The organism is Streptomyces sp. NPDC089799, from assembly GCF_040684755.1.
GTDB lineage: Bacteria > Actinomycetota > Actinomycetes > Streptomycetales > Streptomycetaceae > Streptomyces.
Genome location: NZ_JBFBGR010000051.1, coordinates 12,678 through 39,160 on the forward strand (window position 1 = coordinate 12,678; position 26,483 = coordinate 39,160).

The 26,483-nt window shown below is 67.2% G+C and carries 17 protein-coding genes and 4 pseudogenes; 8 read left to right on the forward strand and 13 right to left on the reverse strand.

The genetic code is table 11. The features are described 5' to 3' along the window. Positions 1-248: 248 nt before the first annotated feature. From AB0O36_RS34535 to AB0O36_RS34550, 4 genes are all read right to left on the reverse strand, one after another. On the reverse strand, positions 249-782 hold the full coding sequence (locus tag AB0O36_RS34535; protein ID WP_365117340.1) for a hypothetical protein: 534 nt from the start codon (positions 780-782) through the stop codon (positions 249-251). Positions 783-1,053: 271 nt separating this feature from the next. Next, positions 1,054-1,899, reverse strand: coding sequence for a Ku protein (locus tag AB0O36_RS34540; RefSeq protein WP_365117341.1), 846 nt, complete (start codon positions 1,897-1,899; stop codon positions 1,054-1,056). Positions 1,900-2,602: 703 nt separating this feature from the next. Next, positions 2,603-3,451: an HNH endonuclease gene (locus AB0O36_RS34545; protein ID WP_365117343.1), complete on the reverse strand. Its 849-nt coding sequence runs from the start codon at positions 3,449-3,451 to the stop codon at positions 2,603-2,605. After that, the gene (locus tag AB0O36_RS34550; protein ID WP_365117346.1) at positions 3,451-4,998 is read right to left on the reverse strand and encodes an AAA family ATPase; all 1,548 of its coding nucleotides are present in this window, start codon (positions 4,996-4,998) and stop codon (positions 3,451-3,453) included. Before AB0O36_RS34550 ends, AB0O36_RS34545 begins: the two co-directional genes overlap by 1 nt. A gap of 226 nt (positions 4,999-5,224) precedes the next feature. On the opposite strand from AB0O36_RS34550, the pseudogene AB0O36_RS34555 reads away from it, so the two are divergent. The 4 genes and pseudogenes from AB0O36_RS34555 to AB0O36_RS34570 all read left to right on the forward strand — a co-directional run. Continuing rightward, positions 5,225-5,569 (forward strand): annotated as a pseudogene (locus AB0O36_RS34555) (repressor LexA); the annotation flags it as partial. Between the two features lie 181 nt (positions 5,570-5,750). After that, positions 5,751-6,896, forward strand: coding sequence for a site-specific integrase (locus tag AB0O36_RS34560; RefSeq protein WP_365117384.1), 1,146 nt, complete (start codon positions 5,751-5,753; stop codon positions 6,894-6,896). Positions 6,897-6,900: 4 nt separating this feature from the next. Next, positions 6,901-7,233 (forward strand): helix-turn-helix transcriptional regulator, encoded by a 333-nt coding sequence (locus AB0O36_RS34565; RefSeq protein WP_365117349.1) that lies wholly within the window; start codon positions 6,901-6,903, stop codon positions 7,231-7,233. Positions 7,234-7,350: 117 nt separating this feature from the next. Further along, positions 7,351-7,713 carry a hypothetical protein gene (locus AB0O36_RS34570; RefSeq protein WP_365117351.1) on the forward strand — a complete coding sequence of 121 codons (363 nt, stop codon included), beginning with the start codon at positions 7,351-7,353 and terminating at the stop codon, positions 7,711-7,713. Positions 7,714-7,732: 19 nt separating this feature from the next. Here the strand turns inward: AB0O36_RS34570 and AB0O36_RS34575 are convergent. Then, positions 7,733-8,895, reverse strand: a protein-coding gene (locus tag AB0O36_RS34575; RefSeq protein WP_365117353.1) for an IS3 family transposase whose coding sequence is annotated in 2 segments (ribosomal slippage) — positions 7,733-8,652 and positions 8,652-8,895 — 1,164 coding nt in all. Because the reading frame shifts where the segments join, the coding sequence is not laid out codon by codon here. 64 nt (positions 8,896-8,959) lie between these two features. Here AB0O36_RS34575 and AB0O36_RS34580 point away from each other — a divergent pair. After that, positions 8,960-9,670 (forward strand): hypothetical protein, encoded by a 711-nt coding sequence (locus AB0O36_RS34580; RefSeq protein WP_365117356.1) that lies wholly within the window; start codon positions 8,960-8,962, stop codon positions 9,668-9,670. Between the two features lie 17 nt (positions 9,671-9,687). On the opposite strand, the gene AB0O36_RS34585 is transcribed toward AB0O36_RS34580, so the two are convergent. After that, on the reverse strand, positions 9,688-10,569 hold the full coding sequence (locus AB0O36_RS34585) for an IS5 family transposase (RefSeq protein ID WP_365117385.1): 882 nt from the start codon (positions 10,567-10,569) through the stop codon (positions 9,688-9,690). 383 nt (positions 10,570-10,952) lie between these two features. Here AB0O36_RS34585 and AB0O36_RS34590 point away from each other — a divergent pair. Next, a pseudogene (locus AB0O36_RS34590) lies at positions 10,953-11,057 on the forward strand (S24 family peptidase); the annotation flags it as partial. Between the two features lie 492 nt (positions 11,058-11,549). On the opposite strand, the gene AB0O36_RS34595 reads toward AB0O36_RS34590, so the two are convergent. Beyond that, positions 11,550-12,317 carry a hypothetical protein gene (locus tag AB0O36_RS34595; protein ID WP_365117358.1) on the reverse strand — a complete coding sequence of 256 codons (768 nt, stop codon included), beginning with the start codon at positions 12,315-12,317 and terminating at the stop codon, positions 11,550-11,552. On the opposite strand from AB0O36_RS34595, the gene AB0O36_RS34600 reads away from it, so the two are divergent. Beyond that, entirely contained in the window at positions 12,316-14,538 is a 2,223-nt protein-coding gene (locus AB0O36_RS34600) for a hypothetical protein (protein ID WP_365117360.1), read from the forward strand. The genes AB0O36_RS34595 and AB0O36_RS34600 overlap by 2 nt on opposite strands. A gap of 208 nt (positions 14,539-14,746) precedes the next feature. Here the strand turns inward: AB0O36_RS34600 and AB0O36_RS34605 are convergent, their stop codons facing one another. The 3 genes from AB0O36_RS34605 to AB0O36_RS34615 are packed head-to-tail and all read right to left on the reverse strand — an operon-like array spanning position 14,747 to position 18,938. Next, entirely contained in the window at positions 14,747-15,286 is a 540-nt protein-coding gene (locus AB0O36_RS34605) for a DUF6262 family protein (RefSeq protein ID WP_365117362.1), read from the reverse strand. Continuing rightward, complete coding sequence (locus AB0O36_RS34610; protein ID WP_365117364.1) at positions 15,283-17,775, reverse strand: site-specific integrase; 2,493 nt, start codon at positions 17,773-17,775, stop codon at positions 15,283-15,285. The genes AB0O36_RS34605 and AB0O36_RS34610 overlap by 4 nt, the downstream gene beginning before the upstream one ends. Continuing rightward, a complete protein-coding gene (locus AB0O36_RS34615; RefSeq protein ID WP_365117366.1) occupies positions 17,775-18,938 on the reverse strand; it encodes a tyrosine-type recombinase/integrase in 1,164 nt (387 codons plus the stop codon). Before AB0O36_RS34615 ends, AB0O36_RS34610 begins: the two co-directional genes overlap by 1 nt. Positions 18,939-19,070: 132 nt before the next feature. Between AB0O36_RS34615 and AB0O36_RS34620 the strand changes: the two are divergent. After that, a pseudogene (locus AB0O36_RS34620) lies at positions 19,071-19,217 on the forward strand (S24 family peptidase); the annotation flags it as partial. Position 19,218: 1 nt separating this feature from the next. On the opposite strand, the pseudogene AB0O36_RS34625 reads toward AB0O36_RS34620, so the two are convergent. The 3 genes and pseudogenes from AB0O36_RS34625 to AB0O36_RS34635 all read right to left on the reverse strand — a co-directional run. Then, a pseudogene (locus tag AB0O36_RS34625) lies at positions 19,219-19,452 on the reverse strand (IS5/IS1182 family transposase); the annotation flags it as partial. A 276-nt stretch (positions 19,453-19,728) separates the two neighbouring features. After that, positions 19,729-19,935 carry a hypothetical protein gene (locus AB0O36_RS34630; protein ID WP_365117368.1) on the reverse strand — a complete coding sequence of 69 codons (207 nt, stop codon included), beginning with the start codon at positions 19,933-19,935 and terminating at the stop codon, positions 19,729-19,731. Further along, positions 19,932-26,417, reverse strand: a complete 6,486-nt coding sequence (locus AB0O36_RS34635; RefSeq protein WP_365117370.1) for an RHS repeat-associated core domain-containing protein — start codon at positions 26,415-26,417, stop codon at positions 19,932-19,934. The genes AB0O36_RS34630 and AB0O36_RS34635 overlap by 4 nt, the downstream gene beginning before the upstream one ends. Positions 26,418-26,483: the final 66 nt, after the last annotated feature.

The window sequence follows — 26,483 nt, forward strand, 5'->3', positions numbered from 1 at the left end:
AGCGCTGCTCGGCTTCACCGACGCGGACCTGCGCGAGCAGGCCCAGGCCATCAGCACAGGGGAGCCGTACGTCCTGCGCGTGACGGTGGCCTGACCCCAGGACCGCACCGGCTGGCCACGGGAACCCGTCCGTCTGCTGCTGTTGCAGTCGCCGGCGCGGCAGGTTCGGCCGGCCCCGCTGGGAGGGGGAGGTCAGCCGGGACGGCCGTCTGCCGGTCCTGGGGCATGGACCGCCGGGCCGGCAGGCCTCAACGGGCCGATCCGGGGAGGGAGGGGGAGGGCGCGAAATGAAGCTTCTGGGGTCCCTTCCCGTCGCCCTTCCAGTCAAGGAACAAGATCACGTCGGTGAAAAGGCGCTCGCGGCTTGGCCAGTGCGAGGAGTAGGACCCGGGAGTGATGGACCCGTCCTTCGCCTTGTTCAGGCGCTGGGCCAGATCGGTGCGCTTCGTCACGGCCACACCGCCGCCCTCGATCATCGCGGTCACCTCGGCGTTCGTACCGGTGGCGTTGAAGATGGAACCCGCGTCGCTGGACGATTCGGGCAGGTCCCAGGAGATCGTCGCCCAGTGCTGGATGTTCGCCCCGGACTCGGTTACGCACGCCTTCACGGTGAAGTCCCAGTTGTCGGGCCAGGGGCCGCTGTAGGCGGGGTTGTCGACGGTCTTGGACGACACCTTGCAGCGCTCCACCGCGTACGCGGGGCCGCTCCCGGAAGTGGCCGCCGTGTTGGTGGCCGCCACCAGCACCGCCGCGAGCCGCACGGCGGGGAGTGTCCTGGGCATGGGTGCGCCTCCGAGGGTCGAATGCCCAGGACAACGAGGCGATGCCGGGAAAGAAGTGTGCCGGCGCGGGTGACGCGCGTATAGAGCCGGTGACGGCGCCGATCACCGTCACCCGCTGCCTCAGGCAGGAGCCTCGAACCGAATTCCGGGGGTCACTTCGTGCGGCCCGGGCGGGAGAGGGCCTGCGCGAGCTCGTCGTGCTTCATGGACGAGCGGCCTGGGATGCCGGCCGCGGCTGCCTTCTCGTACAGCTCCGCCTTCGTCAACGCCATCAGCTCCCGGCCCTTGGCCGCCGATCCGGAGCGCGCCCGCTTCTTCGCGGCCGGCGTCTTCTTCCCGCCCGCCGCCCGGGAGCCGGGTGCGGTGGCCTTGTCGCCGGTGTCCTTGGGGCTTTTGGCTCGCTCAACGCTGGCGCGCAGGGCCTCCATGAGGTCGACGGCACCGGTCGGCTCCGCCGCAGGTTCGGCCTTCTCCACGTCTCGCCGGCAGCCTTCGCCTTCACCAGGGCCTCGACCTTCTCGCGGAAGGAGTCGTGGAAGGCTTCCGGCTCCCACTCCATGGCCAAGGCGTCGATCAGCTGCATGGCCATCTTCCCCTCCGCCGCCGTCGCCTCGACCTTCCCCGGCAGGTCGGGCGCCTCGGCGTGCGGATCGCGCAGCTCGTCGGCCCAGTGCAGCGTGTGGAGGGTCAGGAGGCCCTCCACTTCCTCTGCCTTCAGGGCGACTAGGTACTCCCGCCCGCGCATCACGAAGGTCGCGATGCCGGCCTTGTTCGACTCGGCCAGGGCGCGCTCCAGGAGGGCGTAGACCTTCCCGTGCTGGAATCCCCGGGGCCCGAGGAAGTACGTCTTGTCGAAGAAGACCGGGTCGACGGTGTCCAGGTCGACAAAGCCGGCGACGTCAATCGACCGGGACCGGCCGGGAGCGATCTCGTCGAGCTCCTGCGGCTCGACGATCACGTACTCGGATTCGGTGTCGTAGCCCCTTACGATGTCCGCGAGGTCCACCTCGTCGCCGGTGCGCTCGTTCACGCGCCGGTTCCGGATCCGGTCCGCGGTCCCGCGGTGGAGCTGGTGGAAGCGGATCGTGTGGCTGTCGGTGGCCGTGTAGAGACCCACCTGGCTTTAACGCTCTGCAGCGGCCCCACTTTCCCGGCTTGACCTGGACCTACCCAAAGCGGACAGAGCCCGTTCCGGGCAGAGGTGGCCCCGCCGATCAGCAGGCCCTACGGCCATGAGTGGGGCCACCGCTAGCCGGAGTCGAACGGATGAGTGGGTCCAGGTCGGGCCGACTTTGGTGGGGCCAACTACGCCGTGAAAGCCACCCACCGGCAGGCTGACGAGCCCGAACGCCAAGACCCCCGTCCACACCGGTCTGGCCATCGCCCGCACCACCCTTCACGAGGTTCCACCAGGTGCGTCTATCCACCCTGCGCCCCCTCACCCCCACCGGCAACGCCGGCCCGACCCCGAGACGCCGACCCCCCTCCGGCGGGACAGGGAAGCCCTTACCGGGGTTGTCAGGCCCCGCGCTCCCGTGTCCAGGAGCGCACGGTGTGCTCGCCCTGGGGCCCGTCCTCGACCAGGACTGGTGGAGATGCGGTATGTCGGAGCTGCGGTATTCCTTTCCCGCACCTGTGTGAGGCGGACCATCTTGGTCCGTTGTGCGCCGCCTGGTGCCCCTCTGCGGCGGCGGACGCTGGAGGGTGGCGATCTTCCCCTGCACGAGGGGCGGCTGCAGCACAGTCGTCGTGCCGGAGGGTGAGCCCGGCAGGAGCGTCTGCTGATCTACCACCCTGACGACGTGCGAGCAGTCAGGGCACTACGCCGTGGGAGGCTGAAGGCCCTGGCAGTAGTCGTCGTTGGCTGCGAGAGTCGCGTAGGTGACACCTTCGATGCTGTTGACGTCGGAGGCGAGCCGGGTCTCGGCTTCTCCGCGGAGGTAGCTGCGTACGACGGATGCCCCGCCCCGGGCGCGCAGTGCGGTCACCATGTGGCTGACGTCGGTGATCGTGCGATTTGCATGTTGCGCGTAGCGCGTGCCCAGCTGGAGGAGCTTGAAGTGGGAGGTGACCCGGGATTCGAGTGTTGTGTCCCAGCAGTCTGGCGCGGTGACGAAGAACTCCAGCCGTACCCCGCTGGGCGTGGGTACTGCTCGGGCGTACAGCCACCGAGTGTGGGATATCCGGTCGAGGTAGGGATGCAGGAGCGTCTCCTCGGCGGCCTTTGGCTGCCTGTCCCCCTTGATCTTGTTGCAGCGCTCACATGCGGGCACGAGGTTGAGCGGGTCGACACAGAGCGAGGGGAAGACGCTTTTGGGCATGACGTGGTCGAGTTCTCTTACGAATCCCACCCGGCACAGTGGGCACCGTTCGTCGACGGGTGCGGTCATCAAGGCATTGCGGACTCTCTTGCCCGCGACCGTCTTCATGCCGTTTTCGTAGACCCACTCCACGAAGTCCTTCGTGGGTATCCCTGCGACCGCAAAGCCGTTCCCGTCAAGGTCGTGGAGTGTTCCGTCGGCCGCGGCTTGGCGCAGTGCTTGGCCGGCCCTTCGCACCGTGCTCTCCGCTCCCACCAGTAGGTCGCGGCGTTCTCTGTTTTTGCTTTTCTCGACGCATGCCAGGTAGGTGCGGGTCGGTTCCAGTAGCGGGATCTTAAGGGGCCACATCACGCCTGTCCGTGTGTCTTGTCGGCCAGCAGCACGTGCACCAGGCCTTTGGCCTCGCTGCCAAGCTGGCCCGAGAAATGAGCCAGGATCTCGGTGTACGAATCGAACCGGGCCACTGCCTTGGCGATCTCTTCATAGAATCCGGACTGCATCACCTCCAGCCCGAAAACTTCGTGGGTTAGCACGCCCACGTTCTCGCCATACGTCTCGATCTGCGGGCGCTCCGCTCGGATGGACTCGCCGTGCCGGATCAGCTTGTAGACGCAGGAGCGGGGCACGGTCTGGAGGACAACCGGAGAGTGCGTCGCCATAATGGCCACGCCGTTGCGCGCCGTGAGCAGGTTGTTCAGCGCCTGAACGAAGGACGCCAGGAGGGGAGGATGCAAGTGGGTTTCGGGCTCGTCAACGAGAACCAAGGATTTCTCTGCCACTCGGTTCACGAGGTGAGTCATGGTCAGCACCACGATTCCGTGCCCTGAACTCAACCGTCTGAAGGCGGTACTCAATTCATTCAGGTCGGAGGGCTTGATCTTCATGCCGGCACGCATGTTACGTGCGTAGGAGGCCATTGCGCAGTCCGCGAACTGTGGGTCCCGGCTGAGTGTCAGCATAGCTTCGCGCCAGGGTAGAAAGTTTCCAGACCGGGCGACTTGTTGCAGGGCTTCGTGGAAGTCCAGCCACAGGCGTTCGTGTGGAGATGGCTCCATCCCGCCATTTGGCGGTATGGGGAAGTTGAGGCCGACGTAGGCATAGCCGACGGCTCCAGACGGGAGGGGAGAGTCCGTTGGGGTTAGTGGACTAACGACGATGAACGGGTCGAACGCACTGAAGGTCACCGCGACCACGTTGATGAACCGTTCGCCCACGGGAGACGTGGAAGTGGGGGACATCGTCACGTGACCGTATACCTCCTGACGGTCCGGGCGTACGACCGCTGACGCGAGGTGCCGCAGCAGGGTGGTCTTACCTACTCCATTGCGGCCGATGACGACATGGACGTTGCTGGACGGCTGGGCTTCCGGGTCGACCGCGAAGTGGAGGGTCACGTCGGCGTCCTGGTTGGCGCGGTGGTAGCTGAACCGATATTCACTCAGCCGCACCCCGCCGTGTGCGATGCGGTGGTACTGCACCTTTACCGTCTGCTCTTCGACCCCGCGAAGCAGAGACGTGCGCGTCACCTCGTAGCTACGCGCGGCCTCGAAGTGGCTGAGGTTGTAGGCAAGGTCACCGAGCCCTTCGAGGATTTCGATGCGTTGAGCTGTTCCAAGCTTCCTGATGTTGTCGTAGTAGAGGTCGCTCTGGCCGAGGGAGAGAAGCTCGCCGATGGGAGGGCCGTCATAGACGCCGGGCTGCAGCGGGCTGGGCCCGACGTCCTGTCTGGCGACGGCGACCTTGACGTAACCAAGGTTCCGGACTTCGGTCAGATTCCGGTACCAGAGGGTGAAACTGGTTCGGTAGTGGAAGTCGTCCCAGGCGTCGCCTTCCAGAACGACCGCCTCAGGGCCCACATGGACCGGCTGGCCGTTGGCCTGAACGATGAACTGCACGGGTTCCCCCTCGTTACGGGAGCGTGTGCTTGCCGACTTTCAGTACATCGCTCCGTGCCCAGATCCTATGCCGCAGGATCTGATCTTCGGCTGGGATAGGGGGACCGCAGTAGCTCGATGAGGAAGGGGGCGGTCTCTCCTACGGGCCGTGCCGTGCCGCGAGGTAGTCGGCCCAGCTGTCCTGGAGGTAGGCGGCCCACAGGGTGGTAGTGGCTGGTGAGAAGCCGAGTAGGTCGCTGACGCCCGCAAGGGATACCCGCCCTCGATGCGGGAGATCGGCGAAGGCGTCCGCCTGCGCAGTACCTCCTCCGTCGCACACCAGCTGATGGCCCTGGAGCGCAAGGGCTTCCTCTACCGGGACCCGCACCGTCCCCGCGCCTACCGGGTCCGCAGCGGCCAGCACGCCGGCCTCCCCGACGCCCCGGCCGGCATGGCGCCGGAGGCCGTCCAGGTCCCGCTCGTCGGCCGCATCGCGGCCGGCACGCCGATCCTCGCCGAGGAGCTCGTCGAGGACGTCCTGCCGATGCCGCGGTACCTGGTCGGCGAGGGCAAGCTGTTCGCGCTGAAACTGGAGCGCCGACGGGTTCGTTCCGCTGCCCCGTACGGGAGTTGCGGCTGTTCATACAGGTCGGAGGCGCGGGCAGAGCCTTCACTCGATCGTGTGGGGATCTGACGATTACTCGCAGATTCCAGGAGTTCTCTCCGTATTTTGCTTCCTTGTGACGGATTCCGGGACTCGCCGCTTCTCCCTCATCACGGGCGGCGACGTAGCTGTGAAGGACCGGCCTGAGCAAGTGCAGCCGGAGCCGGGGCTGGCTGACGTCCTGACGCTCCAGCGACAGGCCGCGGCGTCCGCGTCCGTGGAAGCCGAGCGGGCGCTCTTCCAGGACTCCCTCGCCGAGTATGTATGGGCCCGGGACGTCGCGGGCCTGTCACCGCGCACGCTGGAGTCGTTGGTCCAGCCGGTGCTGGAGATCTGCTCGTACTACGACGTCATGCCGTGGCACCTGACCTCGCGGCAACTGGACAGGTACTTCGCGGGTCCGGGCAGGCGGCCGCGGCACACGACGGTCCGGTCGAAGATCAACCGGATCGACCTTTACGACGCCTTCCTGGAACAGCGCTACGGCGGCGAAATCCACCGCCGGTTCGGCGTGGTGGTCGAGTCACCCGTCGACGCGTTTAACCGGCCGGTCCACCGTGGGGACTTCGGGCTCCGGATCCCGCCGTCGGCCCGGGCGACGAAGGAGTTCTTCGCTGCGTGGCGGGAGGCGCTGCCGCGGGCGCGGAAGTATCCGGTGGCGGTCCGCAATTACGTGATGTCGAAGCTGACGTACATCTCCGGAGTTCGGGCGGCGGAGCTCTGCCAGGTGCAGCTCGGAGACGTGCACTGGGAGAACGGGCAGTGGGGACGGTTCCTGGTACATGGCAAGGGCGCCGGTGGCTCCGGCCCCCGTGTCCGAGAAGCCTTTCTCTTCGAAGAGGGCCGCGCGCTCCTGTGGTGGTACACCGATGAGGTGCGGGGCGAGTTTCCCGATGACCCCTGCGACCCGCGGGCGCCGCTGTTCCCCTCCGAGCGGCTGGCGAAGTCGCTGGCCGGCATGGACGGGCTGCTCGCCCCGCCGGTGGTGCCCGACACGTTCCGGCGCGCGCTGAAGATGGCGTCGCGCGAGTATCTGAGGGGCCCGGTCAGCGAGCTCTTTCCGCATCTCCTGCGGCACGCCTGCGCGACCCACAACTATGAGGCGGGGATGCCGTTGTGGGACGTGCAGGTCTTGCTCGGCCATGTCTGGGCAACCACCACGGTCGGCTATCTCGCGACCGCGAAGGGCGACCCGGAGCGGGCGAGCCTGGAGTCTTCCCGGCGAGCGGTTCGCCGGCTGAGTACGGAGGCGTGATCCCTTGAAGTGGAACCTGCGCTGGGCCGCGGCCAAGCGCGACATCTGGCGCCCGACCCAGCTGCAGGCCGCCTTCCGGGAGGTGGGGTTCACCCCGTCCCTGAGCAAGGTGGCCGCGCTGTGGTCGGGCACGCCGGTCACGGTCCGCCTGGAGGACCTGGACAAGATCTGCGCCGCCCTCCAGTGCACGGTGGCGGACCTGATGGAAGCCGAGCCGGTGGCGGCAGCTGAGGGACGCCCGGAATCCGAGCGGCGTGCCGTCGGCGAGAGCGGACCCGCGCGCCCGATTCCCAGGCCGGGCAGCTGCGGAGCCCGGCGCTCGCTGCCGCCGAACTGACCCGGGCATCCAGTGACCAGGGGGTTTGGGCTGCTCGGCTCGTGCGAGAAGTGTGCGAGCTGGGGAGGAGTGAACGGGAAGGCCATGTGCCCGCGGTGCGCGTGGGAGTGGACCCGCGTGTCCTCGGGCAGGGACGGCCGGAGCGAGACTCCGTGCCGGCGCTGCGCGCGGACCGTGCCGGTGCCGCGGGCCGGGGTGTGCGCGCCCTGCCTGCTGGCCGTCCGCCTCGGGGAAGACGACGACTGGGCCTGGGGCGAGCTCCACGACGAAGCCCTCGCGCCAGGCCGGCCGCGTCAGCTCGTCCTGGACATCGAGGGGATCGCCCTGCCCGAGACCAGGCCCGTGCGGATGCCCCAGGCCAAGTCCGGGCGGCGAGCGGCCATCCCCCCGTGGCTACGGGCCAGGATTCCCGACCCGGTGCGGGACGATCCCCGGATCTGCCCTGTCCAGGTTCCCGGGCAGTTGGGGCTCGGGCCTTGAGCCCGGATGTTGAACACGTCTATGCGGCTTGGGCCAGGGTAGTTGCTGGTGGTTGCAAGGCGTTCTCGTAGGCGATCGGCGATCGCTGACCGAGCCGGGAGTGCCTGCGTCGGGTGTTGTATCGGGTCAGCCAGCGGAAGGCGTCGAGCCTGGCCTCACGCTCGCTCGACCAGGCTTTGCGGCCTTTGAGCGTTTCTCTCTTGAAGGCGGCGTTGAAGCTTTCCGCGGCGGCGTTGTCCGCGCTGGAGCCGATCGTGCCCATGCTCTGCCGGACCCCGGTCGACCTGCAGAGTTCTGCGAAGGCCCTGCTCGAATATTGAGATCCGTGGTCCGTGTGCATGATCGCTCCTGCTAGGTTCCCGCGGGTCTGTTCGGCCGCCGTCAGGGCGTCGGTGACGAGCTCGGTTCGCATGTGGTCGGCGATGGCCCAGCCGGCCAGTCGGCGTGAGGCGAGGTCGATGACGGTCGCGAGGTAGAGCGGCTTCGCGCCGCTGACCGGCAGGTATGTGATGTCGCCGACGTACTTCGTGTTGACCTCCGTCGCGGTGAAGTCACGGCCGATCAGGTCCGGTGCCTTCGCGGCGGCCTGGTCCGCGACGGTGGTGCGGTGCCGGCGGCGCAGACGGACTCCTTCGATTCCGATGGTCCGCATGATCCTGGCGACGCGCTTGTGGTTGACCGCCGGGCCGCCCTCGTCGCGGAGTTCGGCAGTGATTCTGGGGGCTCCGTAGGTGCCGTCGGAGTCCTGGTGAACCTTGCGTATCCGGGCCGCAATCGCGGCGTCGACCATCTGGCGGGCCGCTCTCGCAGATGCGGTGCGGCGCCAGTAGTAGAAGCTGGAGCGGGCCAGGCCGAGGATGTCGCAGAGCCGCTTCACGCCGTGTCGGCGTTGGTGATCTTCAACGAACTGGCAGCGGTTCACCAGCGCGTCTCCGTCGCGAAATACCGGGCCGCCTTGCGGAGAATGTCCCGCTCTTCCTCCAGCTCACGGATCCTCTTGCGGGCCGCGGCCAGCTCCGCCTGAACGGCGTCGTCGATGGCCTGCGAGGCGGCCGGCGGTGCGGAGTGGGCGCCAGGCCGACGCCCATCAGCGGCCCGGATCCAGTTCCGCAGCGTCTCGGTGTTCACCCCGAGATCAGCGGCGACCGACTTGACCGTCGCTCCCGGCCTCGACCGGTACAACGCGACCGCGTCCGCCTTGAACTAGGTTCTGTCCGGCGGATCTTCGTGCGGCATCATGTGCGAGGTGACCTCGACGCAGCCTGATGACCTGATCACCCGCCTGATTGAGGCCGACAAGCCAGCCGATGTCGTCCATGCCGGGGCCGCTTGCCTGGCTGGGATGCTCGACGGGTTCAGGTGGGTCAAATCTCGGCACTCGCTGGAGCGCCAGGAGTCGGTTCGCCGGGAGGTACTCCAGCTGGAGAAGAGCAAGTGGAACCGATCGGGGCACTTGATCAAGTTCACGGTGACGAGCCTGACCGTCTTCGACGACGACCTGGGCAGGTGGCGTCGGGCCAACCCCGAGCTGACCGTTCGCCGGCCCGAATCCGTCGAGTCGATCGTCTGCGCCTCCAGCTTCCTCGACACGCCCGGTCACTTCGTGGTGCTCACCCATCCCGAGGAGCGCCCGATGAGACTGGAGCAGTTCGCGGCTCACCTTCGTGACACCGCGCTCCCATGGTTCGCCAGTACCGCCGATCCCGAGCAGATCGCGCGGGCAGCTCCTGATCCTCTTCTCACCGGGTGGGGGTTCGCGCAGGATCTGATGGAGTTCCTCGTCAGCACCGGCCGTCACCCGCAGGCGCAGGCGCTCTGGAAGAGGGTCCAGGAACATCAGCCGGCCCATCAACAAGCGTTCGCGGCAGGCCGGGCCATGGCCGGGACACGGGAGCGACCCCGCTGGCACACGCCCGAGGCCCTCGGGTGGAGCGCCTCCGTCCTGGGTCTGCTGTAGGTGCTCCATGTGGCGGTTCAGGGCTTGAGCCACAGGCGTATCGACGCGAGGGTGACTGTGCCGTGGAAGACGTATGCACGCTTGTCGTACCGCGTCGCGATGGCCCTGGAGTGCTTGAGTCGATTGATCGTGCGCTCGACCTCGTTCCGGCGCTTGTACATCTCCTTGTCGAAGGCCATAGGCCGGCCTCCCCGGCTGCCGCGGCGCTGGCGATTGGCCCGCTGGTCCTTCGGCTCCGGGATGGTGTGCTTGATCTGCCGTCTGCGCAGGTAGCGGCGGTTTCGGCGGGAGCTGTAGGCCTTATCGCCGCCGAGGTGGTCAGGACGGGTGCGCGGGCGGCCGCCACCTGGGCGCTTGACCCTGATGCGTTCCAGGATTGGGATCAATTGCGGGCTGTCGCCCCACTGCCCCGGCGTGATCAGCATGGCGAGCGGACGGCGGCCTCCTTCCCCGGCGAGGTGGATCTTGGAGGTCAGTCCGCCACGGGACCGGCCGAGTCCTTCGTCGGTGCGGTGCTGCCGGGGCGTTGATCTCCGCTTTGGGATCCGGGGTGTTCTGCGCGGTGCACCGGCGGCGTGCTGGTGGGCTCGGCACGAGGTGGAGTCCACGCTCACCATGCTCCAGTCGATGCGCCTCTGGGAGTCGGCCTCGGCCTGGACGGCCTGGAGGATCCTCTCCCAGGTGCCGTCCGCCGACCAGCGGCGATGGCGCTCATAGACGGTTTTCCAACTCCCGAACCGGTCCGGCAGGTCCCGCCACGGGACACCCGTGCGCACCCGGAACAGGATCCCGTTGATCACCTTCCGGTGATCGGCCCAACGTCCGCCGCGGCACCCGGCCTTCGGCAGAAACGGTGCCAGTTGTAGCCACTCGTCGTTCGTAAGATCGCCCCGCCCCACGAGCAACACGATGGTCCATGCGAGGCGATCACCTGATCCGCCGGACAGAACCTAGGCGGGGTAATGCTTCATCCCCACGGGGACTCCGTTCTCCTGGACCATCAAGATCCAAGTCTCTCCGGTGTCCAAAATCCGGGGTCAAGGCCCGGAGCCAGATACCCCAGAGAGCTGATCACCACCTCGCCCGCCGCCGCCGCGGCGGCGGCGGTCATGAAGTGAATTAAGTGACCGCTGACACGGTGTTCTCGCGAAAGATCTGAGTCCCCACTGCTGGACCAGTGCACATACCCGGGCACGCGAACCTACGTCAGGCCGCACGCGATCGGGCGTAGTCTGCCATCGGTTCCCTTCCTGAGCCCTCCAAGATTCGGCGAACCCGTCGGATTCCGGTGGTCGGCGACAGCATGATCGACGCTGCCATCTGCGACGGCGACATCGTCACCGTCAGGAAGACCGACAGCGCGGACCACGGCGACATCGTCGCTTCTCTGGGGCAGGAGTGTGGCACAACGCGGTTCCGCGGGAATCGGTGCAGTTCAGCGGTAGTGCGGACAACGATAGCGCGCGCAACAGGTGTGGTGATATCGCCGGATCGAGCGAATCAGCAGTGGCAGGTGGTAGGCCAGGGCTCCGGGAACGGACTGATGCGAAACGCTGCGCGGCCGGAGCTGGGCCGGCGCAGGATCGGCGGCCACCGGGCCAAGCCGGTGATCATGGCCAGCGGTCACCGGCTGGCCGAGCTGAGGCCGAAGACGGACGCCTTCGAAGCGAGTGTCCCGCGGATCCTTCGGGACCTGGCCCGGGCGATTGACCAGGGGCACCTTCCCGTCCCCGGATCGGATCCGAAAGTGATGGACGAGGACGAGGACGAGGACTGAGGCTGTTTCTGGATCTTCAACGGCGCCCTTGCTGGCGCCGGGATCCTGATGGCTCTGTCAACTGCTCGGCCGTGACGTCGTCCCAGAGCCATCAGGAACGCCCTAGATTCCGTTCTGATCGGGCAGGGTCACGAAGGCTTTCCACTCCTTGCCAGCGTGCACGGGCCTGGGCGGGGGCCAGTGGACAGTACTGGCCCGCGGTTGCAGCATCACCAGGTGAGGCGCTATCTGCCCCTGCGGCGGCTGCATCCCGTCCGGGAGTCGCACCAGTTGCGCCGCGAAATGCCCGATCTTCAACGTCGCGGAGTAGCTGTACGCGCCGCCCTCGTGTTCCATCCGAGTGAACGACTGGGCGTAGAGGCGCTCACGCGCATTCGAGGTCGGCTGATAGTTCGCCAGCCCCATGACCATCTCCTGACCCAGCGCCCGGTCCTGATACAGCTTCTCCGAGTCGACGGGCAGTATCACCTCCGGGCGTGGGCGCGGTCCGAAATGGGGGCCCCGGTAGGCGACCATCAGCGTCTTCGCCGACCACAGCGCGATGATCGCCTGTCTCTCGGGCGTGAGCACAGTGGGCAGGCCCCGGATCATTCGCGACAGGGGTTCACGCGTGCTCGTCTCAAGCCGGGACATCCACCCGCTGTTGCACGCTCCGCATACCACCGGTGCCCGACGGCGGAATGGGCCGTCGATCTCTTTCCCTCCCTCGTATACCACCTTCGGTGCGTCGGGGGTCGGCCCGTCGTACTCGTTGTGGCTGCCCTGGAGCATCGGCTCGTGGGCAAGGTCGGGAAACTCCTCATTCATCCAATTCGGGAGGATGTGCTCTTTCGTCATGCGCTCCTGGGCGCCGCAGAACATGCAAGCCATGGCGATCAACGTAGGAGCCGGGTCTTGGGCGGGGAAGGGGGAACGCGCGCTCACGGTCGCTGCGGCCCGCATGTGGCTCAAAGGCGCCGTTACCCAGGCAGGCCGGGGGCTGATATTGGAGGGCTGTCAATGCGCCTTCTTAGACTTCCGCTGGCTGCGCGGCGGTTCGGGAGGAGTACGGGTGGGGAAGTTTCGGCAGCGGGACGACCGAGAGAAGCTGAGCGCGAGGTCTCTTCGGAGCTGGATCGCATTTCAGGACCGGGTGGCTGAGCTGGGGGGTGAGGTTGTCGAACCGGCATGGCTGGGATCGACAGCCCGCCATCGGGTGCGGTGCGCGAGGGGACACGAGACCACGTGCTACCCGGGGAACGTGGCGCAGGGGGCCGGAATCTGCCTGACGTGCGCCGGGGGAGATCCCACAGCCGCTTGGGCGGCGTTCCGGGCACGGGTCGTGGAACTCGGGGGTAAAGTCCTCGAACCCACATGGCTCGGGAAGGACACGCCGCACCGGGTGCGGTGCGTGAGCGGCCATGAGGTTACGCCCCGGCCGGGAAAGGTGCGCGACGGTGGCGGCATCTGCCGGATTTGCTCGGGGAAGGACCCGGAGACAGCATGGGTCGCGTTTCGGGCGCGGGTGACCGAGCTGGGTGGTGAGGTCCTTGAACCCGCATGGCTGGGGAACAGCAAGCCGCACCGGGTGCAGTGCGCGAACGGCCATGAGGGCACGCCCCGGCCGTCGAATGTGCTGAGAGGGCAAGGGATCTGCCGGACCTGCGTCGGTAAGGTGGAACCGGCGGTGGCCTGGGATGCGTTTCGGGCACGGGTGGTGGAACTCGGTGGGGAAGTCCTCGAAGGCGCGTGGCTCGGGGCACAGACCACCCATCGGGTGCGCTGCTCCGACGGCCACATAGCGATGGTGAGACCCGACAGAACGCGCAAACGAGCCGGCATCTGTCAGACCTGCCACACGCAAGCACAGGCGGTGGCCTGGGATGCGTTTCGGGCACGGGTGGTGGAACTCGGTGGGGAAGTCCTCGTACCCGCGTGGCTCGGCAGCCACTCCCCTCACAAGGTGCGGTGCGCTGACAACCATGAGTCGCAGATCCGTCCGGAGGCCCTGCGTAACGGTGGTGAAATATGCCGGACGTGCCCCGGAACCAGACAAGCAGCAGCGTGGGCGGCGTTCAAGGAGCGGGTGGCTGAGCTGGGCGGTGAAGTTCTCGAATCGGCCCCGTTGGGAGCTCTGGTAGCGCACCGCGTGCGGTGCGGTGCAGGTCATGAAGGGAAGGTGAGACCGAACAGTGTGCAGCAAGGCCAAGGAATCTGCCGGATCTGCGCCGGGACGGATCAGAAGACCGCCTGGGAAGCGTTCCGGGCACGGGTGGCAGAGCTGGGGGGCGAAGTCCTCGAACCGGCCCCGCTCGGAAAAAACATGCCGCACCGGGTTCGCTGCGCCGAAGGTCACGAGGTGACGCCGAGGCCGAACGGCGTGCAACAGGGGCAAGGGATCTGCCGGATCTGCGCGGGGAAGGACCCGAAGACGGCGTGGGCCAAGTTCCGGGCCCGAGTCATCGAGCTGGGCGGCGAAGTCCTCGAACCGGCATGGCTGGGCAGTAGCGTCCCGCACAGGGTGCGGTGCCCCTACGGCCACGAATCAACCCCATACCCGGGCAACGTCAGCCAGGGTGAAGGGATCTGCCGGACCTGCGCTGGGACAGATCCGGCAGCGTCGGAAGCTAAGTTCCGGGCGCGAGTAGCCGAGCTGGGCGGCGAGGTTCTCGAACCGGTGTGGCTCGGAGCAGGTACCCCCCATCGGATCCGGTGTAGTAATGGCCATGAAGCGACCTGCTACCCGACCAACGTCATCCGAGGTGAAGGCATCTGCCGGCTCTGTCGAGGCAGAACGTGGGACGCCTTCTACGTCGTCACCGACGATGACGAAGGAGAGCTTAAGTTCGGCATTACCAGTGGATCAGCACTGCCGCGTCTTGGCCAGCACGCCCGGGACGGTTACACGACCCGCGTCCGGCTCTTCACCGGTCTTCCCACCGGCGTGGCCTGGGACATCGAGCGGTCGGTGAAGGCCGCCCTGCGGATAGCGGGGGAGCGGCCGGTGCGCGGCTCGGAGTACTTCGACATATCGGTGATTGCCCTGGTACTCGACATAGCCGACAACCACCCGGGCGCGCCCAAGATCAAGACGTCCACTGGAGTGGTGTAGACGAAGGGCTGCCTCCAGCTTGCGGTGCCAGACACGACCTGCTGGAGGCAGCGGCTGTGTCAGCGCTGTACCGGATCCGCCGCAGGTGGAAGGCTGTCGGAACCGGCGATCGCTCCGCATGACTACTTCCGCGCACATCCGTTGCCTGTTGAGAAGCAACGTGGACGGCCGGGCTGCTGCGCACAGTGCCCAGCCGCGATCGATCACGTCATGGGACTACCTGCCCGCGCTGGTTAATCGTCCTGGTGAGTTCGCGGTTGGCTTCCCGGGCTGCGGCCAGATCTGCCTGAGCCTCCTCCAGAGAAGCAGCCAGTTCGACGTTGCGTTGCTCCAGTCCGGTGAGCCGGCGCTGGAGCTCGTCGATGTCGGTGGGCATGCTGAGTCCTGAGTCCCGCCATGCCTGGGCGCCCAGCTCGCTGGACAGCCGCTTCTCCAAGAGCTGGATCCGGGCTGCCAGCCGGGCGTTGCGGGTCTGTGCGTGCGCGAGGTCGGCTTGGAGCGATGCCCGGCTGACCGCCGGGGCACCGGTCCCCGGACCCTGCTGGGCCGGCTCGGTCTCTGCGGCGTGGACCAGCGCGAGGAGATCCGGATGCCGGTAGAGGAACGTGCGATCTACCCCGGCTTGCCGGGCGATGCCGGACACGCTGACCCGGCCCCCGCCCCGGGCCGCAGCGTTGACCGCGTTGACCACGCGCTGGCGGCGCCGGGCGGAGTCTGCCATGCGGCCGTCGCTCATCGAGGAAGTCACGCCGACCTCCTCGGCCGGACATCGGGCAGCGGCTGACCGACCCGGGGCATCCCTGGCATGCCCAGCATCACGCCGCGTCCACGGCGCACGACCGAGACGGCCCGGTCAATCTGCGCGCGGTCCTCTGCGCTCAGATCGTCCAGGTCCGTCCTGACACGGCTGATCAGGCGTCGAACGCGCCGAATCTCCTCCTCCGAGGGCATGGCCTCACTGCGCGCCCAGTCGTCCGCCTCGAAGGCCGACATCAGCTTTTCGCGGCTGCGCAGGAGGTCGGCGAGGTACGCCTCCAGGTCCGGGAGGTAGGAGATGTCCGTGCTGTAGTGCTCGCAGCCCAGGCAGCGGAACCTCAGCGGACAGCTCTGACCTCCCGCGGCCACGTTCGTGGGCTCCTTGCAGACGCCGTAGGCGGTGGCGACCTCGCCGATCTCCCGCCGGACGTGCTCGGAGTCCAGGAGTCCTTGGGCCTTGCGCCACACCCGGTTGCCGTGCCGGTCGAACTGGAGGACCGTGACCCGGTCGATGGCCTCGCGCCGGCGGTCCTGGCCGATGCGGTAGTACGCCTGGGTGGTCATCAACTGCCGGTGGTCCATAAGGTCTTTGAGGACTTCGGGTGCCACGCCATGGTCCGCGTGCCGCTGGGCGAAACTGTGCCGGTAGGCGTAGGGGAAGACGCGGCTCTTGTCGAAGGCCAGCATCCTCGTGACCGGCTCGCCGTCCTCTTCGACCACGACCGGGACGAGGAAATCGGGCAGGGACGTGACCCAGGCCCGGTGCTGATCCCAGATCCCGGAGATCGGTTTGGTGCCCGACGGGTTCGACATCGAAGAGGGCAGGAGCTTCAGCGCGGCCGCCGGAGTGTCCGGGAAGCGCTGACGTACTCGCTCCTGCTGGGCGATGATCACGGCCCCGGTGGCCTTGGCGATCGGAAGCCGACGGCCCAGTCGGTACGCCTTGTGGTTGTCGTAGACCAGGACGAGGCTCCCGTCCGGGTCGCGCTCCAAACAGTCCAGAGGCAGCTGGCAGATTTCGTCGGGGCGGCGGCCCGTGTCGATCAGCAGCTCCGTGCAGACCCGCACTTCCACCCCGCTCATCTCTTCGAGCCGGTCCAGGTTGTCGCAGAGCGCCCGCATCACCTCGTCAGGGAGATCCTTGCCGGCTTCGCTGTCCTCGGGCTCGTCCGGGATGTCCTCGGCGCCCATCACGAAGTCAGCCCGAAGCCCTTCGAGGACCTGGCCTCTGCCCGTGAGGCCCAGGGTCCGCCACCGGTTCAGCACCGAGCGAACCGTGCGAGCGATCCGGAGCCACTGGTGGGCGGTGAGCTGCCCCGCCTCCGCCTTGAACGCGAGACGGGTACAGAACGCGGTGATGTCGCCGCGGTCCAGGAGCGACACCAGGTGCCCGCCGTCCTCTCGCTGAAGTCGCAGGCTCTGCGAAAGCTCGGCGACCGCGTTGATTCTGCCCTGTAGCCCTCGGCCGGGGGCCTTCCCCCGACGGCGAGGCAGGTCATCGACCGCCCAGAGCTTCGTGGCTTCCCGCAGGGCTTCCTGGTGGATTTTCGTGAAGTTCGCGGTGCCGCCGTATCCGAACACGGCTAGGTCCCATACATCCTTGCGGGCCTCGTCGTCTGGACTTACCCCGAACCGACCAAGGGCCTTGCGCATGGTGAGGACCAGGGTCGCGGCCTGGCCGCGCAGCCCCGCGGCATGGGGGTCGCCGAGTCCGTCGAGGTTTTCGCACCGCAGGGCCCGCAGCCGGTCGCACAGCCTGCGCAGCCAGAACCCGTAGGTCTTCACGCCGTTCGCGGTCCGCGTTTGCATGCTGTACAGCAACTCGGCGACAAGCCGCCGCGGCAGGCCCCGCATGCTGACCTCGTTGCTGATGGACACCGGCGCGGTGGTCAGCCGCCACATCTCCTCGTCCCCGTCGAAGGCTCCCGACCACTTCGCCGCGGCCAGCCGCTGGCGGTGAGCGTCGCAGTAGAGGCTCTTCGAACTGACCCGATAGCGATGGCATGCCGATACCGAGCACATTCCGTAGCCCGGTAGCGGAACTGGCACAGGGTGTACCAGGAACTCCTCCAGAGAGACCTTCAACCGCCCTGTCCGCTGGGAATGGTGGGTCTGACACAAGGCCGCTGTCGGGCTCCGCCACGGCCGCCCACACGACGGGAAGCGGCACAGCGACTGCCGCACGTGCTTGGCGGTGTACCGCTTCGCTGCCCCGAGGAACTCCTCCAGGGCCTGACCCGACTGGTTCCACCGCAGCCGGCATCCGGAGCACAGCGGCCCTGTGCGCTCGAAACCTTTGTCGCACCCGTCTACCTCGCACTCCTGCATCCCGATCACCGGGTGAACCCGCGGGTAGATCAAGACGCCCAGGTCCCAGTCCCAGCTGATCAGGCTGAGGAACTCCGGATCCAGAGCCTCGACCAGCTCCCGCGTCCTCGCGTCCTCCGCGGTCGGCCGGACCGGCAGGACGATCGCCGCCATCAGCGCTCACCCCGACTGTGCAGCTCGCGCGGAGAGGGAACCCGCTCGACGGCCTCGCGCAGCCGAGACTGGTCCGGGATCACGTAGGGCCGCGCCGACTCCGGGCTCTTCTGCCCGAGCAGGGCCTGCACCTCGTCCAAGCGGCCGCCGGCATCCGACACGTTGCTGCCGAACGCTCGCCGGGCCATGTGCGGTCCCACCGCCCGGTTCAGCTTCGCTCGCAGCGTCAACCGCTCGAAGAGCTCGTAGATCGCCTCCGGCTTCATGGGGGCGCCGATCTCGCCGCGGAAGAGGTTCACCAGTAGGAAGTCGCTCCCGCCAGCACCAAGCAGCTGATGGCGCTCGTCGATGTACTGGTCGTACGCCTGGACCACGAGGAAGTCCACCGGCTGGATCCACGAGGCGCGTGACTTGGACCAGGCGCCGTTGGCGTTGTCGCGGCGCCGTACATGCAGGTGAGGCCCCTTGTAGTCGCATCCCAGCGCGCGTGAGTCCGGCAACAGGTGGCAGTCGGACCGGTGAAGACCCGCGGCCTGGCCCCGGCGGAGACCCGCTCGGCCCAGCAACACCACGACGAGCCGGTCCCGCGCGCAGCGGCATTGCAGGAACATGCTCACGATCTCTTCATCGGAAGCACGGTCCACCTCCGCCTCCGGTTCGTGAGCGCGGTGCCGGGCCCGAAGCCGGTAAGAGAGCCCAGAATCTTCGCCCTGCGCTTCCACTGGGAGGTCCCGGCTGTCGGCCAGCTCGTAGATCTGCCCCAGCACGCTTCGCGGAGCCTCGCTCACCGATACCGCATACGACAACAGGCCCCGCGTCGCCGACAGCACGACGTTGATCCTGCGCTCCTGCCGAACCGGCTTTCCACCCGGGCCGCTGACGACCAAGCTCCGAGCGTCCGGCCGGGAGGGTACGTGCTTCAGCCAGACCATGAACAGGCCCAGGTCGCGGGGCGCCGCCCGCCAGTCGCGGCCCGTCGTACGGCACCAGCGCAGGTAAAGCGCCGCGCCGCCGGCATTCGTCCTCGTGGTGAGTTCTGCGCGGCTCTTGCCGAACCGCTGGTGCCGAGCCCACTGATCTGCGACGGGGACTACTTGAAGCTCGTCGTCGATGACGGTCCAGTAGCGCGTCCCCGAGGGCAGGGTTACGGGAAATGCTCGCATGTGCTTCTCCGGAGCTCTGACGTCTGATGCAACAGCCCGCCACAGAGCCACACCCCCCGAGTACGAGCGTCTCAAGGCCAACGAAGACGACTCGCACCACGTCACGCCACAGCTTCAGAAACCCCATAGAACGTCGCCGCCATGCTGGACGGCGAAGCCACCGTCAAGCGCCTGCGCCGCGAGAACAGCCGGGTCTGGCTCATGCCGTACAACGCTGCCCCAGAGAATCAGCCGATCCCCGGCGACGACGCCGTTATCCTCGGCAAGGTGGTCGCCGTCCCTGCCGGTCGGTCAGCCCCTCCACGAACTGCAACACCAGCACGAGCGCCAGTCGGCCCGGTGACCAGGCAGGTTTCCCCCGCGCTGGGAACAGATCCGCGAACTGCGCGTCGGTGAACAGCACCCCCAGCTCGTCCCGAACCCGGATCGCCAGGCTCCCCTTCGGGAACGCGGCCCGAGCCACCCGCACCGTCTCCGCCGGGATCTCATCCGGCTCCTTCGGCTGCAACGACACCGACACCCTCCTCATACGACAACGTCGGATCCCAAGACCACAACCAGGTCTTGGGAGCCGACGTCACGCGAGCCCCCAAATCAACCAACAGCGTCACAAGATCGGCGGGGCACTCCTCGTGGTGCTTGAAGCGGAATTCAGCTCCGAACTGTCCGCATCTGAGGATCGAAGCAGATCAAACCGACTGTGAACGCTGTCCAAACGCAGAAGAGGTTCGGGCGGATACGTCGGTCCACCCGAACCTCTCAGTTTAGTGCACGACGCAATTGCTGCCGTTTAATTTTTTGTCGGATAATCGACGATCTGGACGCCGGCGGCAATCATTCTCCGGGTCACTTCTTCCTGAAGGGAATCGTCATCGATCACCGTGGTCTTCGATTCGATGACGTTAAGGGGAAGTAGTACCTCCTTCCCTTCCACTGAAACTCGAGCGAGGATGTATGTTCCAGGTGGGGAAGTCCACAGGTGTTCGAGTTCGTTCATTTCAGCCACCCCTCCTTCAGCCATCCCATCTTGGTGTACTGGCCGCCATACCTTACCGTAGAGCCGTCTCGCGTGACAATCATGGATGATTTCTGCGGAGACCCGAGGGCGCTCTGCAGTACTACGTTACCCAGATCTCTATCGCTGGCGTAAGCGTGAGTCGGGTGAGAATGGTAGATCCACATCCACTCAGGTCCGGTATCCATCGCGACAGAGTGTTCTGCCCCGGAATAGAGATAATACTGTCCGCCGCCGCCGTTCTTCCCCGGACCATATTTATAGGTCACGCCCCACTCGAGATTCGTTGCGTTAGTGAGGGCGGCCATCTCCAGAGGTGTGGGGCGTTTGGCCACGGGAAGCCCCTTACTGCCGGGCGGGCTCTTAATGCCTCTGACGAGATATGGAATGATCGAACCTTCTGCGGCAATGGCCATTCTGCCGGCTGCCCGGGCGGCGCCAACTTCGGGAGCTAGCGGGCCGAATGGGAGTGCTGAGACAGCGCCACCTTGGGCGCTTCCTCGCTCGAATGCTGCGCTGCTTCCATCGACGCCATACTCTTGCTCGGCCTCTTGGCGAATTGCGTCACCGAGACATTCGACACTGCCGAAGAGCTTGAATCCTTGGCAGGCGAACGTGAGTCCATCTGCGAATCCAGCGATAATTCCCGCCAGGTAGTCCCGGTCGTTACCGAGAGGCTGGTCTACCCACTTGCTGGTGCACTTGAAGCGGTTACAGGTGGTTTCCTTGTGGCCTGTAGGGGTGCTCGAGTGACTTCCGCTGCTGCCACCTCCGGAGCCTCCGGAGCCTCCGCCGCCACCACTCAGTGCACGGTTCAGCTGGTCGGCGTCGTCGCCGGGGTCGGGGTCTCCGCCTTGACCGTTTGTAGAGGGGCAACCGAGGCCGGTGTTTCCGCCGCAGGCTGTTCCGAGTCCGGTGGGGTCGGTGAAGGTGAGGGGGTTGTTGATGCTGTAGCTGTAGCCGTTGAGAGTCTGGTGCTTTTCGGTCTCCAGGAGCGGGTCGACGCTGATGAATTGGCCGAGGCCGGGGTCGTATTCGCGGGCGCCGACGTGGGTCAAGCCCGTGGTGGCGTCTTCGGGGGCTCCGAGGAAGCGTTTGTCGTCGGGCCAGGTGCCGACGGTGGTGCCGCGGGGGCCGCCGAAGGGGGTGGTGTAGCGCTTGCTGAGGGCTTGGGAGTCTTCGCCGTCGATGGCCAGGCTGGAAGTGCCGTGGTTGTCGCCAGCCAGGAAGGACAGCTTGGACGCACCGGTCTCGTTGCTACGGACCGCCACCTTGGCTGCGCCGAGGGTGTAGGTGCGGGTGGCCCACTTCTTGGTGCCCTTGAGGTGGACCTCGGTGGCGCCGGTGTAGAGGACCGTTTCACCGCTCGCATTGCGGCGGATCAGGAGTTCGCCCTCGGCGTCGTAGACGTAGTCCGTCGATGCCGTGCCTTCAGTGAGCTTGCTGAGCTTGCCTTCCGGGCCCCAGGTCAGGGTCTGGGAGGTGGAGCTGCCCGGCTTCTCGGCGCGCTTGGTCTGGTTGCCGGCCGTGTCGTAGGTGTACTGGGCGGTGACGTCGGTGCAGTCCGCCGCCGTGGTGGTGGCGTTGAGCGCGTGCTTGCGGGTGGCGTCGTAGCAGTAGGTCCGGGTGGTGGGGGTGCCGGTGTTGGTCTTCTCCGTGGCCCGCTGCCCGGTCGCGGTGTAGGTGTAGCTGTTCCAGTAGGGTGCCGCGCCTCCGAGGTTTGCCGTGGTGCGGCCTGCTGTCGCGCAGTCTGCCGTCTTGGGGGTCCAGGCTTCGGCCAGGCGGCGCTGGCCGTCGTAGGTGAAGCACTGGTTGTCGGCCTGGGTGAAGCCGTTCTGCGGGGCCGCGTCGAAGATCGACTGGACGTTGCCGGCCTGGTCGTACTTGTAGGTGAGGTCCTGGATCTGGCCGTTGTGGGCCTGGGCCGTGACGCTCGACTTCAGCAGGCGGCGGGTGCCCTCCTCGTAGGTGTAGCCGATGAAGGTCTGCTTGACCCCTGCGGCGCCGGAGCGGGCGAGGGTGAGCTGGGAGAGGTCACCGAGCGGGGTGTAGACGGCGTTCTGGACGTAGCCGGTGGTGCCGGTCAGTCCCTTCGGCAGCCCGAAGTCCGTGTAGTGGACGGTGAGGATCTCCTCCGGCAGCCCGGCCGCGGCCGGCTCCAGCGCGGTGCTCAGGGTGCCGTCGAGCCGGTAGTCCACCTCGTGCTCAGTGGTCGCCGCGATCGCCCCTGAGGTGACCAGCGGGTCGTCGGCCGGCAGCCGCAGCTGCGTCCTTACCGGACGACTCAGGCTGTCGTGCTCCACGACGGCCTTGGTGTATGCCTTGCCGGCGGTGCCGCCTTCGTAGCGGATGCTCTCCGACGGTGCGCCCTTGAGGACGGTGTCGTAGGTCCAGGCGGCGAGCTTGTTGGCGTCGGTCTTGGAGGTCTTCCACAGGCCGGTCTTGCGGCCGAGCTCGTCGTAGTCGAACTCAAGGACGGTGTTGCGGGAGTCCTTCGTCGTCGCGATCTGGTCGAGGGGGGTGAAGGTGGTGGTGGCGGCTCCCTTGTCGGGGTCGGTGGTGGTGTTCTGTCGGCCGAAGAGGTCGTAGTTGTAGGACCACTGCGAGCCGTCGATCCCGTTGAAGAACCGCAGCTTGCCGTTCCGCGTGTACGACTGGGTCGTCTTGGTGTACGGGGTGCCGGGGCTGGTGCCGCCGAAGGCCGGGTCGTTGGGCGTGGTGCCGCCGTAGGTGCGGGTCTCCACCGTGCGGCCCAGAGCGTCGGTGATGGTGCGGGAAGCGGTTCCGCCCTGTGGTGCGGTGGTGGCCACCGAGTCGCCGGTGTATGAGGTGGTCGTCGACCACTTCTTGGCGCCGTAGACATACAGCGTTGAGATCGTCGGCCGGCCGGCGCCGTCAGACTGGACCTCGGTCTGCAGGGGTGTGTCGAGTACCGCGGCCTGCGCGTAGACGGGCTCCGGACCCTTGTCCTTGTCCCAGATGTCCGTGGACGTGTACTTGGCCAGGCCGCGTGAGTCGTACCGGGTGTCGGTCAGGATCCGGCCGCCCAGCGGGGACTCGGCCTGCGTCTGCACGGTCCGCAGCAGTGAGTCCGTGATGGTGTAGCTGGTGCGGTAGTCGTTGCCCGCGGTGAGGGTGGACACCGATGTCCAGGGCTGCTTGCCGCGCTCGAGGCCGTAGCCGTATTTCACGTTCGGAGTGAAGGACAGGGCGCGGTTGGGCAGCCGGGTCTCGGTGACCCGCCCGAGTGCGTCATACGTGTTGTACGTCGACTTCATGTTGGCGTCGATGCCGCGCACCACCGAGCCACGCAGGTCCAGGTAGCTGTAGGCGGCGTGCTGCTGCCCATTGGAGGCCAGCTTCGGCGCGGTGGTGACCGTGGCGACGAGCGGGCCGGTTCCGGCCGGGCTGTAGCTGGTCGTCGTGGTCTGGCCTTCGGCGTTGGTCACCGACAGGGGCCGGCCGAGCTTGGCCGCGGCGGTGTCGTAGGTGGTTTTCGTCTGTGTCTGCCATCCGCCGGAGACGGCCGGGTGCCGGTCCTCGGTGCCGGATGCGGCGGGGTAGGACTGGGCGCGGCCGGTCCAGGTCGGCAGGCCGAGCGTCGGGCTCTGCGAAGGCGACCAGCCGGTGGCCGTGGCGTTGTCGTAGACGACCGCGGTGTCGGACAGGACGTCGCCGCGCACGTCGGCGGTGGTGGGCAGGTTGAGTTTGTCGTCAGTCTGGGTGCAGGGCACTCCGACGGTGCGGGTGCGTGAGACGAGGCTGGTGATGCCCTTGGCGTCGTTGCGCGCGTACCAGGTACGCGTGCACAGCTCGTCGCCGGACTTGGCGATGTCGCCGGTGACGGCCTCGTGCGTCTTCATGCCGTAGACGCCGTCATAGGTGTAGTCGGTCTGCGCGCCTCGCCAGGTGTTCGGCGTGGCTGCGGCCGTGAGGCGGGTGTAGGCGTAGACGGCCGAGGTGCGGACGTAGTGCGCCTTGGTGTTGGCGTAGGACTTCTGCTGGCTTGCGGTTTCCTTGGACCACAGGCCGTTGACGGTGACCGAGATCGGTGTGGCGCCGTCGTAGGTGATCTCCTGGCGCAGGGAGCCGGCGTACTGGTCGTAGTCGTTGGCGTCGGCCACGGTCACACCGGGGACGTCGATACCGGTGACGACCGCGGTACGGCTGGTGCCGGCGGCCTTGAGCTTGTCTCCGTGCATGCCCTGCATGAAGACCTTGACGCTCTTGGAACGTGTGCCGCCGAGTGCGCCGGTGTAGGAGGTGACGGTGCCGTAGCCGCGCCACGTGGACCAGGTGCGTTCCTTTTCCGGGGTCAGCGGGTCGTCGTTGTAGTGCCAGCCGGGCGCTGCGTACTCGTAGGAGTGCTGGACGGTGTCCTGGTTGGCGGCCGGGTCGGAGACGGTGACCGCGGTGACGGGGTACTTGTGGAACCAGTCCAGCTCCGGGTCGCCGCCGTTGACCGGCCAGAACACCGGGTAGCAGGGACGCGTGGCGTCGCTGTTGTCGTCCTCGGCCTTGGGCATGCGCGATCCCCGCACACATCCCTGGGAGGCTTCGGGGAGGGTGACCGTGGTGATGGAGCCGGCTTCGGAGGTGATGCCCTTGATGCGCGGCCGCGACAGCGGGACGACGTCGTCGCCGTCCACATCGACGCGGTTGGGACGCTCCTGATAGGTGAACTCGACCGGGGGCAGATCGAGCGAGCCGCCGTTCTTGCCCCATCGCTTGATCGACAAGAGCACCAGGGACTTGTCGCTGCCGTCGCCGAGGTCGGCGGCATCGTAGAAGTCCTGGACCAGGTCCCAGGTGTCGATGGCCGCGTAGGCGTCGGGTTCGGCGGTGGTGTTCCAGGCGTGTGTGGTGATGTTCACCATGCGCTGGCGGGTGAAGAACGCCGGGCCGGTGGCCTTGCAGTCGGTCTCCGACGCGGCGCAGATGGTGTCGAAGGGGACGTCCGGCCAGTCCTTGGCGGTGGCCTCGGTCAGCGTCCCGCAGTTCGCGACGACACACCGCGCCTTGTAGCCGAAGGTCACCTTGTTGGAGGTGACCCCGGTGAACAGGGCGTCGGCTCGCTGGCCGTAGCGGATCTCGTTGAGGTATCCGCCTGTGGTGTAGGAGGCGAGTTTGGTCTTGTCGCCGTTCTTGGCGTAGTTGTTGCCCTCGGTCGTGTACCAGTAGCTGGAGGCGTTGCCGTGCAGGTCCTGGACCAGGTCCAGGTTCCACCGCCAGGCCTGGACCTCGGACCTGGCGGAGAAGGTGCTGCCCTTGCTGTAGCCGGGCTCACTAGAGTCGTCACCGAAGACGGGAACGGTCCACGTGGAGTTGGTGCGCTGGGCGGCGGCGCCGGGCAGCTTGTTCAGGCCGAAGGTGTAGGTGGTGCCGTCGCCGGTGACGACCTTCCAGTACTCGCCGGTCTCGTCACCGTTGTCGGCGCCCGTCAGCAAGGTGACCTGGGAGGCGTCGTCGTTCTTCAGTCGCCACTTGCCCGAGGTGTCGTCCTTGACAAGCTCGGTGGCCTTGCCGTTGAGGACCAGCGAGGCGTTCTCGTACTTCCAGCACAGGTCGTGCTTGTCGGCCTGGCCGTCGTCGTCACACGAGCCGTACTTCCGCTCGACGTACGACGAGGTCAGGCCGAAGCCCTCACCGACCTGCGTGCTCTGGTTGTTGGTGTTCGCAGTCCGGCCGTCGATGCTGCCCGAGTCATACGACAGCGACAGCGACGGCGCGGGGCCGGCCGCGGCCGGGGGAGCGGCGATGGGGTAGGACCAGGTGAAGGCACCCGAGGAAAGCCCGGCCTCCCAGTCCGCCGACGCCGCCAGAGGCGTCGCATTGAAATCGCCCGCCCCCTTCCCGGCACTCGTGGAGTCCGCCATGAGGGCGAAAACCGCCGGCTGTGCACCGCCCGTGGCCTGGGGCACGGACGGCAGCGTGCCGGTGACCGTGCTGTTCTTGACACTGTTGCGGGAGGTCAGAGGAGTTGTCTCACGGCACTCGGCCTTCTCCGGCGTGGTGAGCGCACAGCCGGGCAGGCCCACCAGCCCCAGACGGGTGGACCAGCCGCCGCCTACCGCGGAAGCGAAGGGCCCATAGTTGACCGACACCCGGGCAGGCCCGGCCTGATCGGCGGTAGCGGAGAACACCACGCCGGTGATCCCGGCCCGCTGGGCGGCCTTGTGGTCCCAGACCTTGACCGTCGCCTTCCCGCCAGCGGCCTTGAACGGCACCGGCGGCCCCTTCGGCGCCTGGGCCGCCTGCATGCCCACCAGGGCCGTGGCGGGCTTCTGGGCGGAGGACAGGTCCTGGGTGAAGGTGGCAGGCTCCGGCCATTCCACCTTCGTTTCGGCGCGGACCCGGTCGGCCCGGGCCTTGTTCTCCGCCTGGCTCTTGGCGAACTGCTCACGCGCAGCCTTCGCCCCCGGCGAGGTGACAGCAGTTACCTTGCTGTCCCGGTGTTTGGGCAACCCGGGTGCGCCTGGTGTGTCGGCCGCGGATGCGACGGGTATCAGGGACCCTGGCACGGCCAGGGC